The 16,581-nt window shown below is 34.4% G+C and carries 13 protein-coding genes; all 13 read left to right on the top strand.

Going from position 1 to position 16,581, the window contains the following annotated elements; translation table 11 throughout:
- Positions 1–141: 141 nt before the first annotated feature.
- The 13 genes from mutS to dut all read left to right on the top strand — a co-directional run bounded on the left by mutS (position 142) and on the right by dut (position 16,574).
- Positions 142–2,748: a DNA mismatch repair protein MutS gene (gene mutS / locus STERM_RS13480; protein WP_012862182.1), complete on the top strand. Its 2,607-nt coding sequence runs from the start codon at positions 142–144 to the stop codon at positions 2,746–2,748.
- On the top strand, positions 2,749–4,977 hold the full coding sequence (locus tag STERM_RS13475) for an immunoglobulin-like domain-containing protein (protein ID WP_012862181.1): 2,229 nt from the start codon (positions 2,749–2,751) through the stop codon (positions 4,975–4,977).
- Between the two features lie 10 nt (positions 4,978–4,987).
- Positions 4,988–5,725 (top strand): LPS export ABC transporter ATP-binding protein, encoded by a 738-nt coding sequence (lptB, locus tag STERM_RS13470; RefSeq protein ID WP_012862180.1) that lies wholly within the window; start codon positions 4,988–4,990, stop codon positions 5,723–5,725.
- Positions 5,726–5,824: 99 nt separating this feature from the next.
- A complete protein-coding gene (alaS, locus tag STERM_RS13465; protein WP_012862179.1) occupies positions 5,825–8,437 on the top strand; it encodes an alanine--tRNA ligase in 2,613 nt (870 codons plus the stop codon).
- Positions 8,434–8,847: a Holliday junction resolvase RuvX gene (gene ruvX, locus STERM_RS13460; protein WP_012862178.1), complete on the top strand. Its 414-nt coding sequence runs from the start codon at positions 8,434–8,436 to the stop codon at positions 8,845–8,847. The genes alaS and ruvX overlap by 4 nt, the downstream gene beginning before the upstream one ends.
- A 79-nt stretch (positions 8,848–8,926) precedes the next feature.
- On the top strand, positions 8,927–10,147 hold the full coding sequence (gene secD / locus STERM_RS13455) for a protein translocase subunit SecD (protein WP_012862177.1): 1,221 nt from the start codon (positions 8,927–8,929) through the stop codon (positions 10,145–10,147).
- Position 10,148: 1 nt separating this feature from the next.
- Positions 10,149–11,075 carry a protein translocase subunit SecF gene (gene secF, locus STERM_RS13450; RefSeq protein ID WP_012862176.1) on the top strand — a complete coding sequence of 309 codons (927 nt, stop codon included), beginning with the start codon at positions 10,149–10,151 and terminating at the stop codon, positions 11,073–11,075.
- A gap of 12 nt (positions 11,076–11,087) precedes the next feature.
- On the top strand, positions 11,088–12,158 hold the full coding sequence (alr, locus tag STERM_RS13445; RefSeq protein ID WP_012862175.1) for an alanine racemase: 1,071 nt from the start codon (positions 11,088–11,090) through the stop codon (positions 12,156–12,158).
- Complete coding sequence (locus STERM_RS13440; RefSeq protein ID WP_012862174.1) at positions 12,158–12,748, top strand: CvpA family protein; 591 nt, start codon at positions 12,158–12,160, stop codon at positions 12,746–12,748. Before alr ends, STERM_RS13440 begins: the two co-directional genes overlap by 1 nt.
- Positions 12,732–13,826, top strand: coding sequence for an LptF/LptG family permease (locus STERM_RS13435; RefSeq protein WP_012862173.1), 1,095 nt, complete (start codon positions 12,732–12,734; stop codon positions 13,824–13,826). Before STERM_RS13440 ends, STERM_RS13435 begins: the two co-directional genes overlap by 17 nt.
- Positions 13,826–14,908, top strand: coding sequence for an LptF/LptG family permease (locus STERM_RS13430; protein WP_012862172.1), 1,083 nt, complete (start codon positions 13,826–13,828; stop codon positions 14,906–14,908). The genes STERM_RS13435 and STERM_RS13430 overlap by 1 nt, the downstream gene beginning before the upstream one ends.
- Positions 14,909–14,919: 11 nt before the next feature.
- On the top strand, positions 14,920–16,146 hold the full coding sequence (locus STERM_RS13425) for a M16 family metallopeptidase (protein ID WP_012862171.1): 1,227 nt from the start codon (positions 14,920–14,922) through the stop codon (positions 16,144–16,146).
- Positions 16,134–16,574: a dUTP diphosphatase gene (gene dut / locus STERM_RS13420; protein WP_012862170.1), complete on the top strand. Its 441-nt coding sequence runs from the start codon at positions 16,134–16,136 to the stop codon at positions 16,572–16,574. Before STERM_RS13425 ends, dut begins: the two co-directional genes overlap by 13 nt.
- Positions 16,575–16,581: the final 7 nt, after the last annotated feature.

Raw genomic sequence — 16,581 nt, 5'->3', positions numbered from 1 at the left:
ACATACCAAATTTTTCGGATTATATGCAACACTAAAATACATAGTTTTATTGTAAAATAGATAAATTTATGATATAATTTTTTGATCTAAAAGTAAAATAAACACATGTTTTTTAAATAGACTAACAAAGGGGTAAAAATAATGTCAGAAACACCATTAATGAAACAATACAGAGAAATAAAAGAAAATCATCAGGATTCAATATTATTTTTCAGACTTGGGGATTTTTACGAAATGTTCTTTCAGGATGCAGTTACTGCTTCGAAAGAATTAGGTCTGACTTTAACTTCGAGAAATAAAGAAAAAGGTATGGATGTACCGCTTGCAGGGATACCGTATCATTCCTCGGCTTCTTACATTACCAAGCTTGTAAACAAAGGATATAAAGTAGCTATATGCGAACAGGTGGAAGATCCCAGAACTGTTAAAGGAATAGTAAAAAGAGAAGTGGTTAAGATAGTAACCCCGGGAACTGTAATAGATGTAGATTCACTGGATGCCACGAGCAATAACTATCTGCTTTCGGTAAAGCATCTGGATAATAAGACGGGAATAGCATATCTTGATATAACAACAGGAGAATTCAAGGTTTTGGAAATAGAGGATGACAGTGACTATTCCAAAACATTCAATGAACTTTATAAGATAGAACCTAAAGAAATACTTGTCGAGTTTAATTTTTACGAAGCACTGAAGGATAAATTTGATGATTACAGCAAAAAAATCGATTCCAAAGTTACTTTGGTAAATAAACTCCGTGATCCGGAAAATTTTTTAACGGATTATTTTAACATAGTTTCCCTTGAAAGCTTCGGGATAAGTGAGGCTAAAGCAGCTGTTCATGCAGCAGGAATGATTTTGGATTATGCTCTTTCGATGCAGGTGGACGGCGACCTTCCGCTGGAAAAAATAGAGTACATAAATATTACGAATTTTGCGGAAATTAATTCCACAACCAGAAGAAATCTTGAGCTGACAAGAAATCAGAGGGAAAAAACAAGCTATGGAACCCTTTTGTGGGTTTTGGATAAATGTAAAACTTCTATGGGAACAAGATTTTTGAAAAAAATAATTAACAATCCTCTTTTGGAAATAGAAGAGATAAAGAAAAGACAGGATGATTTGCAGTATTTTATGGATAATATTCTTATCAGAGAGGAAATTAAGGAAAAGCTCGGAGAAGTATACGATCTTGAACGTCTTGCAGGGAAAATTGTACTGGGAAATGAAAATGGAAAAGATCTTACAGCCTTAAAAAAATCAATTATATCTTCACTGGAGATAATGGATTTTTTGAGGGAAACCGCTTTTTTTACAGGAATAGATACAAAAACACTGACTCAGATACGGGATATTATAGAAGAGAGCATAAAAGAAGATGCACCGTTTTCAATAAGAGAAGGAAATATAATTAAAAGAGGATACAATCAGGAGCTCGACGAAATTTTCAAAATAATGAGCTCGGGGAAAGATTATCTTCTGGAGATAGAGGCAAGGGAAAAAGAAAGAACAGGCATTAAAAATCTTAAGATAAAATATAACAAGGTATTCGGCTACTTTCTTGAAGTAAGCAATTCAAATAAAGATCTGGTACCCGAAGACTATATAAGAAAACAGACTCTTTCCAATGCCGAAAGATATATAACGGAAGAACTGAAAGAATATGAAGACAAAATTATAAATTCAAAGTCAAAAGTAGAAGAGATAGAATATTATTTATTCAAAGAGATATCAGGTAAAATAAAGGAAAAAAGAGAGGTACTTAATAAGCTCTCGGAAATTCTTGCCTATCTTGATGTAATAATATCCTTTGCTGTTACTGCCATAGAAAATAACTATGTGCGTCCTGAATTTGTTGATGATTATGTGATAGAGATAGAAGAGGGACGGCACCCGGTAGTGGAAAAGCTTATTGGACGTGAAGATTTTGTTTCAAATAATGTACGTATGGACAGAGAAGGCAATTTTATTATTCTTACAGGACCAAATATGGCCGGAAAATCTACATATATGAAACAGATAGGATTAATTCAGATTCTGGCTCAGATAGGTTCATATGTGCCTGCGCAGAGTGCAAGACTTTCAATAGTAGATAAGATTCTGACAAGAATAGGGGCTGCTGATGACATAGTGAGCGGACAGAGTACATTTATGGTAGAGATGAGTGAGGTATCGAATATCATAAATAGTGCTACTGAAAGAAGCCTTATTATACTTGATGAGGTAGGAAGAGGAACTTCCACATTTGACGGAATCTCAATAGCGACAGCAATAACGGAATATATTCACGACAAGATAAAGGCAAAAACAATATTTGCCACACATTATCACGAGCTTACAGAACTGGAAGAAAAGTTTGACAGCATTCTGAATTACAGGATAGAAGTAGAGGAGAGATCTAACAGTGTGGTCTTTCTGAGAAAAATAGTAAGAGGCGGAGCCGATAAATCATATGGAATAGAAGTGGCAAGACTTGCCGGACTGCCGAAGGAAGTGCTTCTGAATAGTAAAAAAATACTAAGAGGACTGGAAAAACGTAAAGAGCTTATTGAAAAAACAGTTAATGTAGAACAGCTTTCTCTTTTTGCAGCAAATGATATGGTGGAAGAGGAAAAGAAAAATTTAAAAGAAGACTTGTATGAGGAATTATTATTTGATATTGAAAATATAGATATAAATAATGTAACACCAATGGAAGCTCTGGGACTCTTAGGCGAGCTGAAGAAAAAAATGGAGGAGATAAATTAAATGTGGAAAAAACTTATATACATATTATTGGCTCTTTTTGTAGCATATTTCATTTATGTTATATTTTTTAAAACTGTTGCACCTCCTCCGGGAATTGATGAAATGAGAGAAAAGGCCAGAACCAAAAAGGTCGTATACTATCTGAAAGATGATGCGATAATATATGCGGACGAACAGGTAGGACTTCCTGAAGATAAGGAAATTACATTTAAAAATGTAATAATAGACCTTTTGAAAAAGGATGTAATGATATCAGGGAAAGAAGGACTTCTTGAGACCGAATCACAGAATATGAAAATAAGCGGTGAAGTAGTGGGAAGAACCAAGGATGAGAAATGGAGTCTTTTCACAGAGCTTTTGACTTATGAAAAAGCTACAGATATACTCGCTTCCCCGGTGAGGACTAAGGCCGTGAACAGCGAAGACGGTACTACAATATTGGGTGACAGGCTTGAAACCACAACCGAGTTTCTGGAAATCCGTCTTACGGGAAATACGGATTTTACTAAGGAGAAGGACAGAATAACAGCTGATAAGGCAGTATATTATACAGAGCAGAAAAAAGTAGATGCTAACGGAAGCGTGCATTACACTGGTGAAGGCAATGAGCTTAAGGCGAATTCTGCAATATATGAGCTTTTGACAGAAATACTTACTGCCGACGGAAATGTGTATTATAAGGATGCAGGCTCTGAAATTACTGCCGGACATGCTATATACGATATAAAAGGACAGATGGTAAATGCCAGCGGCAGCGGGAGATTTAAATATCCGCAGAATAATGTTGACGGTGATTATATAGAAGGAATATATAATCTGAAGGATCAGATATTAGTTACAAATTCTGCATTTACATTAAATAATGACGGGTATATAATAAAGGGAAACAGTCTTCACTATACTGTGGTCAGCGGAGATGCCCTTATGAATTCCGCCTTTTCCGTAAGAAGGGAAAATATGGTAGTTTCGGGAAGCAGCGGAAATGCCAATACAAAAACAAAAAATATCTTTGCAAACAGTATGGTCATGAGAAGTGATCAGGGAGATATTATTACTTCCAACAGCGGGGACGGAAACTTTGAAAAAAGAGAGTTTAAGTTTGACGGAAATGTAAACGGTAAAATCAGAGGAAATGTAAAAGATTTTGTGAAAAGTAAAGAAAAACTTGTAGATTCTGAAGCAATATATTTTACAGGTGCTACTGCAAAGATGTACTTTCTGGTTCATGAAGATAATAAATACAGCATGACCAGAGGAGAAATAAAAACAAATGTAAATGTACGCTATAAAGATTTGAATATGCTGTCGCAGTACAGTGAAATAGATGCAGGAAAGAATGTGGTGCTTTCGAGAGATGATGTCAGACTTACATTTAGAGAAAGTACACAGATGACGGCCAATTATTTTTATATAGATTTGAACACGGAAAAAGGATATGCACAGACAAATGTAAAAATAATCAATAATATCGGCGGAGGAAAAGTAGATATAAGTACTGATAAAGCAATTATAGATAATAAAACAAGACAGCTTGAACTTCTGGGAAATGTAGTGACATACAAAGATAAGACAAGAATAAGCTCAAACAAAGCATACTATGATATAGATAAGAAGGTACTTCAAAATGAAGAAAATATAAAAGTAGATTATTATCTGAGAAGAAATGAACCGGCTCAAAACGATAGAAAGTCGGAAAAATCAGATACAGATGCAGTAGATGATGTATATATGAGACTTGGTTCTCCCGAAATAAAAGGAAATCGTGTCAGTCTTCCAAGAAATATGGAAGCTTCAAATAAAATCCCTGTCGGCATAAAATGGAGCAGTTCAAATGACGGTATCATAGACAGAACAGGACGGGTAAACAGGGAATTTTACGGAGGAAGAACTACAAATGTAACATTAACGGCAGAATTAACAGCAGGAACTGCAAAGAGAGAAAAAGATTTTAACATAAGCGTGCAGCCTGAAAGTATTGAAGAAATGCTTGAACGGGCCAGCGCAAAGGTATATATTCCAAATGCAGTAAAAATAGGAGAAAAAGTATCGCTTCCTGAGACAGCCAAGGTAAATGTATATGGTAAAATACTGGAAATTCCTGTGGAATGGAACAAAAATGACGAAGTCATAACAAATGAAATACAATTATATACGAATACCCAGATAGTGGAAATTTTGAAGTTCAACGGAAGAACATACAGAAAAACTTATAATATAAAAGTAAGATAAGGAGTCAGTAATGGCGTATAGAACTATTAGTATCGAAGCTAATAATTTGAAAAAAATATACAAAAAAAGAGAAGTAGTAAAAGACGTAGATCTGGTCGTAAAAAAAGGTGAGGTTGTCGGGCTTCTCGGTCCGAATGGTGCGGGAAAGACAACAACTTTTTATATGATAACGGGAATAATAAGACCAAATCAGGGGACAGTGAAATATAATGATGAAAATATAACTGACTATCCTATGTACAAAAGGGCAAGACTCGGACTTGGTTATCTCCCTCAGGAGGCTTCGGTATTTAGAAATTTAACTGTGGAAGAAAATATATTATCCGTTTTGGAAATGCGCGGAGTTGCTAAAAAAGAACGTGTAAAGATAAAAGACGGACTTATAGAAGAGTTCAAGCTTTCACATGTATCAAAAAACCTTGGATATTCATTATCCGGCGGAGAAAGAAGAAGAGTAGAGATAGCAAGAACTATCTCCACAGATCCTGACTTTATACTTCTTGATGAACCCTTTGCCGGTGTCGATCCCATAGCGGTAGAAGATATACAAAATATAATTATACACCTAAAAGACAGGGGATTAGGAATACTAATAACAGATCATAATGTAAGGGAAACGCTGAAGATAACGGAAAGAGCCTATATAATGGCAGAAGGACAGATTTTGATAAGCGGAACAAGTGATGAAATAGCTAATGACGAAGTAGCCAAAAGAGTATATTTAGGCGGAAACTTCAAATTAGATTAGTCCCTGTAATGAAATTTTGCATTATGAATAAAAATAAAGCAGGTATATTATTAATCAAGAATGATTTAAATTGAGTTAGACAAATCACTAGGAGGAGAAATGACGGGTAACGAAATCAGAAAGAGTTTTATAGATTTTTTTAAATCTAAAGAACATAAATATTTTGAAAGTGCATCTTTAATACCGGATGATAAAACACTCTTGCTTACAGTAGCAGGAATGGTTCCTTTTAAATCTTTTTTTCTCGGAGAAAAAGAAGCACCTTTTAAAAGAATAACAACATATCAAAAATGTATAAGAACAAATGATCTGGAAAATGTGGGTGTAACCACAAGACATCAGACTTTCTTTGAAATGCTGGGAAACTTTTCATTTGGAGATTATTTTAAGAGAGAGGCTATATTCTGGTCATGGGAATATATCACAGAAATTTTGAAGCTGGATTCTGAAAAATTATGGGTTTCTGTATTTTTGGATGATGATGAAGCCTATGATATATGGAATAAAGAAGTAGGGGTACCGGAAGAGAGAATAGTAAGACTGGGAGAAGATGATAACTGGTGGGCAGCAGGACCTATAGGTTCATGCGGGCCTTGCAGTGAAATATATATAGACCTTGGAGAAAAACTGGGCTGTGGTAATTTAGACTGTAAACCGGGATGTGACTGTGACAGATATCTGGAAATATGGAATCTGGTATTTACTGAGTGGAACAGACTGGAAGACGGGTCACTGATTCCGCTTCCGGAAAAAAATATTGACACAGGAGCAGGGCTGGAAAGAATAGCAGCAGTTATGCAGAAAAAAGAATCAAATTTTGATACAGACCTTTTTATTCCTATAATCAATGAAACAGAAAAAATACTTGAAGTAGAAAGAAATAACAAAACAGACAAGGCATTAAAAATAATAGCTGATCACGTAAGAGCGGCAGCATTTCTGATAGGAGACGGTGTTCTTCCGTCTAACGAGGGAAGAGGGTATATTCTCAGAAAGCTGATAAGAAGAGCTTTTGGTGTGGCTAGTACCATAAAAGAAAGAATTTTTGAAAAGGAAGATATATTTTTATACAGACTGGTTCCGGTAGTTGCGGAAATAATGAAAGAAGCTTATCCGGAAATGGAATCAAAAATTGATTATATAGAAAAAGTAATGAAAATAGAAGAAGAAAAATTCACTGTTACTTTGAAAAACGGTGTGGAAATTTTGAAAGAAGAAGTTGAGAAACTGAAAAAAGACGGAAAAGATAAATTTCCTTCGGAAATATCGTTTAAATTATATGATACCTATGGTTTTCCTTTTGAATTAACTAAGGAAGTACTGGAATATGAGGAAATAGAAGTCTCAGAAGATGAATTTCTTGAGAAGCTGGAGGAACAGAAGATAAGATCTAAAAGCTCGAAAGAAACAATATCAGATATGATAAAAGATGAATTCATAGACGAGTTTTATGAAAAGCATGGAAAAACAAAATTTATCGGATATGAAGAAAAAGAAGCAAAAGCAAAAATACTTCATATAAATAAAAGTCACGGTTCCAGCAACTATGAAATAATATTTGACCAGACACCTTTTTATGCAGAATCAGGAGGACAGGTAGCAGATACCGGTATTATAAACTCTCAGGATTTATTTGAAGGAAAGGTAGTAAATGTAATAAAGAAAAAAGATGTATATATACATGAGGTAGAGCTTATAAAAGGAATCATTCCGAAAATAGGCGACGAACTGACGCTAAAAATAGATAAATTCAAAAGAAAAGATACGCAAAGAAATCATACGGCGACACATATACTGCACAAGGCTCTGCGGGAAGTACTGGGATCACATGTAGAGCAATCCGGTTCACTTGTGGATTCTGAAAGACTAAGATTTGACTTTTCACATTATGAGGCAGTTTCGCCGGAACAGATAGAAGCTATAGAAAGAATTGCTAATCAGATAGTTCTGGAAAACATAGAATTAGCTGTCTATAACGAAGATATAGAAACAGCAAAAGCAAGAGGAGCAATGGCTCTTTTTGGGGATAAATACGGAGATGAGGTAAGAGTAGTGGAAATACCCCAGTTTTCTATTGAGTTATGCGGCGGAACACATGTAAAGTCTACAGGTGAGATTGGGCTTATAAACATAGAAAGTGAGTCCGGGATAGCTTCAGGTGTAAGAAGAATTACTGCAACTACCGGTTATAAAAGTCTTGATTTTGTGAACACACTGGAAGAGTCACAAAAAGAACTGGCAAAATCATTGAAAGTGGAAGAGAAAAAAATAAAGGAAGCGGTGGAAAAGCTGAAGGAGTCATACAAGGATCTGGAAAAAGACTATAATGATCTTCAGATGAAATTTCTAAAATATGAAATAAATGATTTAATGGGTCATATAATAGAAATAAACGGGACAAAAGTATTAATTAAGGGATTTGAAAATAAAGACAACGAGGAATTGAAAGAAATCGTGGACAGAGTGAAGGATAAACTAAAAAGCGGGGTTGTTCTTATTGGTGCAAATAATGGAAATGCCATGTTTCTTGCAGGGGTTTCCAAAGACCTTACCGGGAAAATCAAAGCCGGCGATATAGTAAAGGAAGTATCCAAAATAGCTAACGGAAACGGGGGAGGAAGACCTGATTTCGCACAGGCAGGAGGAAAAGCCGGTGAAAAAGTCTATGAAGCTCTTGAACACGGAAAAAGATACTTAGAGGAAAAATTATGAAAAAATATCTCGGACTTGATGTGGGAGATGTAAGAATAGGAGTTGCAAAATCAGATATTCTGGGAATACTTGCAACTCCTTTGGAAGTAATAAACCGAAATGATACTGATCCTGTAAAAAGAATAAAAGAACTCCTCCAGCAGGAAAATACAAACGGTCTTGTAGTGGGAATTCCGAAAAGTCTTGACGGAACAGTAAAAAGACAGGTTGAAAAGGTAAACGAATTCATAGAGGAATTAAAAAAGAATATAGATAATCTGGAAATTATTACAGTGGATGAAAGATATACAACAGTGGAAGCAGAGCATTATCTAAGAAATTATTCGAAAAAAAATCCGAGGGAACGCAGAAAAGTAGTGGATATGGTGGCAGCATCCATTATTCTGCAGAAGTTTCTGGATATGAAGTAAAATTCTGTGATTCAGATATAATATTTCTGATAAAGCACAGAAGTGAAGACAGCAAAGCTGAAAATATGTAGGAGGGAAAATGGAAATTAAGACAAGTAGGATAGTAATACTTATACTGGTTGTGGTAATACCGGCAATACTGATTTTTAGAAATCCTATTAATCTGGGACTGGACTTAAGAGGCGGGACATCAGTAGTACTGGAAGCTCAAGAAGAAGACGGTAAAAAGTTACAGCCTGATACTATGGATAAAGTAAGAGAAATAGTGCAAAGAAGGGTCGACGGTCTGGGAGTGTCGGAACCGGTTATCCAAAAAAGCGGGGAGAACAGACTTATTGTAGAGCTGGCAGGGGTTAAAGATGCTCAGGAAGCAATAGATCTGATAGGAACTACTGCAAAACTTGAATTTAAAATAAAAACAGGGGATAATTCATACGGACCAACAGTTTTAGACGGTTCGGCAATAAAAAATGCTTATGTACAACAGGATCAGTTCGGTAAGCCTATGATAGGATTTGAACTGAATGATGAGGGAGCAGTTAAATTTGCTGAAATAACTAGGACAAACATGGGAAAACAGCTGGCAATAATGCTTGACGGCAAAGAACAGTCAGCACCTGTTATCCAGTCGGAAATTCCCGGCGGAAAAGGATCAATAAGCGGAAGCTTTACATATGAAAGTGCACAGAATCTGGCAAATCTTCTAAAAGCCGGGGCACTTCCGGTAAATATCCAGATAATGGAAACTAGAAGTGTAGATGCATCATTAGGGGCAGAGTCTATAAAAGCAACTAAAATGGCTGCAATGATTGCTCTGGTTCTGGTTTCGTTATTTATGCTTGCAGTATACAGAGTAGCAGGATTTGTTGCAGATTTAGCGTTATGTGTATTTGGAATTTTGACAGCCGGTTTGATGTGTGCTATAGGAACAACGCTTACACTTCCGGGAATAGCCGGATTTATATTGTCTCTGGGAATGGCAGTGGATGCGAATGTAATTATCTTTGAACGTATAAAAGACGAGATAATGGAAGGCAAAAGATTTCAGGACTGTATAGATGACGGATTTAACAGAGCATTTCCGGCAATTTTGGACGGAAATATAACAACCCTGCTGATAACAATGGTTTTATTCTTCTTTGGTACAGGACCTGTAAGAGGATTTGCGGTTATTCTTACCATTGGGGTTCTCGTAAGTATGTTTACGGCAATATTTATTACAAAAATTATTGTAAAAATATTTGTTAATATATTCCATTTAAACGGGGAAAAATTATTTGGTCTGAAAGGAGTGGAATAATATGGATTTGAAATTAATGAAAACAAGAAATGTATACTTTATATTTTCTACATTTATGATATTATTTTCTCTTTTCTCAATATTTACAAAAGGATTTAATCTGGGAATAGATTTTACCGGCGGTAATATTTATCAGATGAAGTTTGAAAAGCCGGTAAGCAAGGAAGCAATGGATAAAACCTTAAAAGAAATGGCATCAAAATATCCTTCGCTAAAATCTAATAAGGTACAGTATTCAGAAGGAAATACAGTTTTACTTAGAACACAGATAGCAGATGAAAAAGAAAAATCAGCGATTCTGGAAGAATTAAAAGCAGAACAGGGAAATTATGAATTAATAAAAGCTGATGCAGTAGGAGCTGTAGTAGGGAATGAGCTTGCTAAAAATGCATTATGGGCGTTAGCTCTGGGGTCGATACTGATACTGATATATATAACAATAAGATTTGAGTGGATATATGCATTAAGCAGTGTTCTTGCCCTTTTACATGATGTATTGGTAACCATAGGGTTCATATCATTCTTCCAGTTTGAGGTAGATACTCCGTTTATAGCTGCAATATTAACAATACTGGGGTATTCGATGAATGACACAATAGTAATATTTGACAGGATAAGGGAAAATGACCATAAATACGGCGGGAAGAAGCCGTTTGCAGATGTAATAGACGAGAGTGTAAATAAGGTATTTATAAGGTCTGTCTATACTTCACTGACAACACTTCTTGCCTTAGCTGCTCTGCTTATATTCGGGGGAAGCACACTAAGAACATTTAATATTACATTACTGGTCGGGATAGTATATGGTACTTATTCGTCAATATGGCTGGCAAGTCCTCTTGTTTATCTGTTGAGAAGATTTAAAAAGCCGCCGAAACAAGAAAAAAACGGAAAAAAAGACAGAAGTATGGAAAAAGTCGTAGTATAGGAGTGAAAATAAATGAGAAGCTGGGCTGAAATCAATTTAGATAATTTGAGACATAATATAAATATTCTGAAAACAATAGCAGGAGACAGCATGCTGCTTCCGGCAATAAAGGCTGATGCTTACGGGCACGGGATAGCGGAAGTATTTAATGTACTTATTTCAGAAGGTATAAAATGGGTAGGAGTGGCAACATTTAATGAGGCCGAAAAACTTCGAAAACTTGATAAGGCAACGAATATATTGGTATTCGGTCCGGTTGAAACTGAAGATATGAGAAAAGCTATAGATATGAATATAGCTTTTCCGTTAACTTCTATGGATGAAATAGATTTTCTGAATGAAAATAATCTGGCTCCGAGAGTTCATCTGGCAGTAGATACCGGAATGGGCAGAATAGGATTTAGCCGGAATTCTCTGGATGAAGTAAAAAGAAAAACTGAAGAAAACAGTAAAATAAATGTAGAAGGAATATTTTCACATTTGTCTTCAGCTGATACAAGCCCTGAATATACAAAAAGACAGCTTGAAGATTTCAAAAAAATAGTAGAAAAATTTCCCAAAATAAAATACAGACATATACTAAACAGTTTCGGATCAATGCAGTTTTCAGAGTCAAAATATGATATAATAAGACCCGGTATTATTTTATACGGCGGAATAAAAAAAGAAAACGCATTTTCTTATGATTTTAAACCTGTTATGGCTCTTAAATCCAGAGTCAGTTTTATAAAAAAGTTAGAAAATAATTCATTTATAAGCTATAATAGAAAATATGAAGGCAGGGCAGGGGAAAAAATAGCAACTGTTTCCATAGGATATGCTGACGGGATAAGACGTGATCTTACTGGAAAAGGTGAAGTTGTCATAAATAACAGAAGATGCAGAATAGCAGGAACAATATGCATGGATCAACTCATGGTAAGTATACCGGAAGACTTGGAAGTAAACGTCGGCGACACTGTAGAATTTTTTGGAGAAAATATTCATATAGAAGAAGTAGCGGAAAAATGCGGAACTATTTCATACGAAATTTTGTGCGGAATAGGTCAGAGAGTAACCAGAATTTATGTAGGAGAGAAATAATGATAATAGATGTAGCTTTTTTAATTATATTGACACTTTTTTTTCTTTTAGGTTATAAAAAAGGTTTTATTTTTGAATTTTTTGGAATATTTATAACATTACTGTCATTTTATCTTTCAAATATGCTGTATCCTTTCGTTTCGGCCTTTTTTACCGAGGATAAGGGGACATATTTAGATAATGCCAAAATTTTTGCAGGGATAACCGTTGCAATTTTTGTAATATTATTTATTGTGCTGAATTTATTCAAAAGATTTTTGAAATTAATAAAATTAAAAAGATTGGACAATATACTGGGAGGCTTTTTGGGGTTAGTAAAAGGGAGCTTTTTGGTATTTATAGTTTTTATAATACTTTTATTGGTTTCAAAAACTGATCAAAAACTAAGGACAACAATGAAAGAAAGTATTTCAGTTAATATAATATCAACTTATTTATATAGTTATTCGGATTTATTTCCTGAGTTTATAAAAGATACACTGACAGAGTATAAACAGAATAACGATGAAAAAAAGTTTAGAAATGATATACTGAAAGAACTGGAAAATAACGACGAGAAACCGAAGGTGGAAAATGAAAATAATAGATAAATATATATACAAAGCACTTATATTACCTTCAGTATTTGGAATAAGTATTTTTACCTTCATACTGATAATTAATGTTTTTATTGACATAATGGAAAAATTATTTACTAATGACCTTCCGTTTTTGTTAGTAATAGATTATTTTATATATTTGGTTCCGGGAGTACTTACACAGACTATTCCGATGGGTGCCTTTCTTGGAGTAATGCTGACTTACGGGAATTTTTCCGAAACAAATGAGATTATAGCAATAGAAAGTGCCGGGACAAGTTTATTCAGGATAACAAGGCCTGCAATTATATTTGGGATACTGCTTACAGTACTGGGGCTGTTTATGGAAATAGAAGTAAATCCCAGAGCGCTTAACAATATTAATATAGAGAAAAGAAATTTATTTTCTTCCAAACCCAGTTCACTTACAGAAGCAAAAGTATTTCTTTCAAATTCTGATGCGGGATTTGGTTTTTATGTTGATGAAGTGGATAACAGCAAAGCAGAAGCAAGTAAATTTGTATTATTTCAGAGAACTAAAGAAGGGGAATATCCCACTGTATTTTTTGCCGAAAAAGCAAAATTCGAAGCCGGGTATATGCTGCTGAAAAATGTGGAAGGATTTAATTTTGATAAAACCGGAGATAGAAAAGTAGTCGCCAGGTATGAGGAACAGTATCTTCCAATGAGTACATTTTTCAAGCAGGAGGATATAGAAAAAAAATCAAGAAGCGAAATGAATCTGCGGGAATTAAGAGAAGCATATAAACAATCTATAGCTGAAGGTGAGTCTTATGAAGATTCTGTAAAATATATGATAAAATATAACGAAAGAATAATAGGGCCTTTTGCGAGTGTTTTATTATGCTGGCTGGGTGTACTTTTGGCAGTATCAAATAAAAGATCGGGAAAAGGTATTAGTTTTGGAATAAGTCTTATAGTAATATTTGCTTATATAGGTCTGGCGAGCTATGCAAAAATTGTTGTCCAGAAAAATCATATAGATCCTAATATAGCAATGTGGATGCCAAATTTTATTTTATTGGTTTTATGTTTGGTATTATCTATTAAAAAGTCAAGGAGCCGATAGTGAATAAGTTAGACAGATATATTTTAATAAATTATATAAAAGGTTTTATACTTGGAATGCTGATGTTTCTGCTGATTTTCCTTTTAGCAGAAAGTATTAATGTGACAGGCTGGATAATGGAGGATAAGTTTACTCTAAAGGACAGTATGGTTTACATAAAATACGGGCTGCCGGAAATTCTTGTGAATACGGCACCGCTGGGAATACTTCTTGGAAGTCTTCTGTCAATAAGCAAAATGGCACAGCGTTTGGAAATAACAGCAGTAAAAACTGCGGGAATCAGCTTTCGGAGATTTGTACTGTTTCCGATATTATTCTCAGCTCTGGTATCAGTTTTTACAGTATATATAAGTATAAATATACTTCCTGAGGCAAATAAGATGAAACGGGAAATGAAAGACCGCAAGCTGAAAGAAGATGACCAGACTAAAAAAAATGAGAAAAAAGATGTATATATAAAGCTAGATAAAAATAGAATGCTTTATGCCAGTTATGTAAATAAAAATAAAAATTTAATGGAAGGAATTATGATTGTAGATTTCCATGAAAATTTAAACGGCATAAAGAGTATATATGTATCACCAAGCGCAACATATAATAGTCAGTCAAAAATATGGGATTTTGGCTCGCTAAAAGAACTGGATGTAGAAAAAAATATGGAAAATGAAATACTCAGCAGTGAATTTCAGCTGCGGGCAACGCCAAATGAGATATTAGAGGATCAGGTGAAGGCAAAAGAGCTTACATTAAAGGAATTAAGGGAAAAATCCGTTTATTACAGCAGAGTGGGAGCTAATACAAATGATTTATTTTCAGAATTATATAACAGATTATCATTTACTTTTGCTTCATTCATAATGAGTTTTATAGGGTTATCTCTGGGAAGTAAGTATGTCAGAGGTGGAGCGGCAATAAACATAGGACTTTCTGTGTTAATAGGATACAGTTATTATGGAATATCAACAATGCTTAGATCAATGGGACCTGTAGTATCTGTGTTTCCATTATATATAACGGCATGGCTGACAAATATAGTATTTTTTGCATTGGGAGTATATTTGTTCAGAAAAGCTGAATATTAAAGGAGTGAGAGATGTTAAAACTAACTAATACGCCAAAAGGAATAAAAATAATTTATGATTATATTTCAAATGTGTCTTCAGCTTCCATAGGTGTTTTTGTGAAGACAGGGGCAAAGGATGAAACAGCGGAGGAACATGGATTATCGCATTTAATAGAGCATATGATGTTCAAAGGAACAAAAAACAGAAATTATCAGGAAATATCACAAGAGGTGGATTATTTAGGCGGAAGCATTAATGCTTATACCAGTAAAGAAGAAACAGTGTATTATATAAGTGTCCTAAAGGATTATGTAGAACAGGCTCTGGAAATTTTGTGCGATATGGTGGGAAATTCTGTATTTGATCAGGAAGAGCTTGAGAAAGAAAAAGATGTAATAGTAGAAGAAATAAGAATGTATCAGGATACACCGGATGATCTTGTACTGGAGCTTAATTCCAAAGACAGTATAGCCGGTAATCTGGGAAAACCTATAATAGGGACGGAAAAAAGTGTAAAAGGTTTTACAAGAGACAATATAGTAAAATATTACACTGAAAGATATACAAAAGATAATCTTGTAATAGTAGTATCAGGAAATTTTAAAAAAGAGAAGATAAAAAGAATTATTGATAAATATTTTGGAAATTTCAATCAGGAAAAAACTGATAGATATGAAAAAATAGACTTTTCATTTCAAAATGGCGAAAAAGTTTATGAAAAAGATATAAAACAGGTAAATATATGTATATCATATCCCGGTGTTTCATATCTTGATGAAAACAAGATTTATTATGATGTAATATCAAATATAATGGGCGGAACCATGAGCTCGAGATTATTCCAGAAAATAAGAGAAGAGATGGGACTGGCTTATTCTGTTCATACTTTTAATCAGACCTATAAAGAAGGCGGAGTAGTAACAACATATATAGGTACAAATGAGAAATCATATAAAAAGGCTGTGAAAATAACAAAAGATGAATTTTTGAATCTAAGAAGAAACGGAATAAATATTTCCGAGCTGGAAAAAGCACAGAATAAATTTTTAAGTAAAATAGCCTTTTCACTTGAAAATATCAGAAACAGAATGAATATAATAGGGACTCATTATTTGAAATACGGAGAAATATTTGATGAGGAAAAGCTTCGTGCAGAAGTGAAAAATGTAGATTTGAATCTGATAAATGACTTTATAAAAGATAAATATTATGAAGAAAATGTAACAATACTGGGAGATGTAAAATGGAAAAAATAAAAGTAGGAATTACAGTAGAAAATAATGTGGAAATACCCAAATATATGACAGAAGGAGCAGCGGGAATTGATGTTTCGGCAAATATTGAAAAAGAAATAGAATTAAAGCCCCTTGAAAGATATCTGGTGCCTACAGGAATAAAACTGGAAATCCCCGAAGGATTTGAAATACAGGTAAGACCAAGAAGCGGTCTGGCTTTCAAGCACGGAATAACTGTTTTGAATACACCGGGAACAATTGATTCTGATTACAGAGGAGAAGTAAAGGTACTCTTAATAAATCTGAGCAATGAAATATATAAAATACAGCCAAATGAAAGAATAGGGCAGCTAATATTAGGTAAGGTTTATAAACTGGATTTTGATGTAAAAGACGGACTTTCTGAAACAAAACGGGGAGATGGTGGTTTTGGTCATACAGGTAAATAAAAAGGAG

The sequence above is a fragment of the Sebaldella termitidis ATCC 33386 genome, assembly GCF_000024405.1.
GTDB classification, from domain to species: Bacteria; Fusobacteriota; Fusobacteriia; order Fusobacteriales; family Leptotrichiaceae; genus Sebaldella; species Sebaldella termitidis.
Note: the sequence above shows the minus strand (reverse complement) of the source record. Positions and strands in the feature narration are given on the sequence as shown.

Bases quoted from the DNA above. Each gene is read 5' to 3' on its own strand.
- mutS (WP_012862182.1), top strand. From the start codon at position 142: ATGTCAGAAACACCATTAATGAAACAATACAGAGAAATAAAAGAAAAT.
- STERM_RS13475 (WP_012862181.1), top strand. From the start codon at position 2,749: ATGTGGAAAAAACTTATATACATATTATTGGCTCTTTTTGTAGCATAT.
- lptB (WP_012862180.1), top strand. From the start codon at position 4,988: ATGGCGTATAGAACTATTAGTATCGAAGCTAATAATTTGAAAAAAATA.
- alaS (WP_012862179.1), top strand. From the start codon at position 5,825: ATGACGGGTAACGAAATCAGAAAGAGTTTTATAGATTTTTTTAAATCT.
- ruvX (WP_012862178.1), top strand. From the start codon at position 8,434: ATGAAAAAATATCTCGGACTTGATGTGGGAGATGTAAGAATAGGAGTT.
- secD (WP_012862177.1), top strand. From the start codon at position 8,927: ATGGAAATTAAGACAAGTAGGATAGTAATACTTATACTGGTTGTGGTA.
- secF (WP_012862176.1), top strand. From the start codon at position 10,149: ATGGATTTGAAATTAATGAAAACAAGAAATGTATACTTTATATTTTCT.
- alr (WP_012862175.1), top strand. From the start codon at position 11,088: ATGAGAAGCTGGGCTGAAATCAATTTAGATAATTTGAGACATAATATA.
- STERM_RS13440 (WP_012862174.1), top strand. From the start codon at position 12,158: ATGATAATAGATGTAGCTTTTTTAATTATATTGACACTTTTTTTTCTT.
- STERM_RS13435 (WP_012862173.1), top strand. From the start codon at position 12,732: ATGAAAATAATAGATAAATATATATACAAAGCACTTATATTACCTTCA.
- STERM_RS13425 (WP_012862171.1), top strand. From the start codon at position 14,920: ATGTTAAAACTAACTAATACGCCAAAAGGAATAAAAATAATTTATGAT.
- dut (WP_012862170.1), top strand. From the start codon at position 16,134: ATGGAAAAAATAAAAGTAGGAATTACAGTAGAAAATAATGTGGAAATA.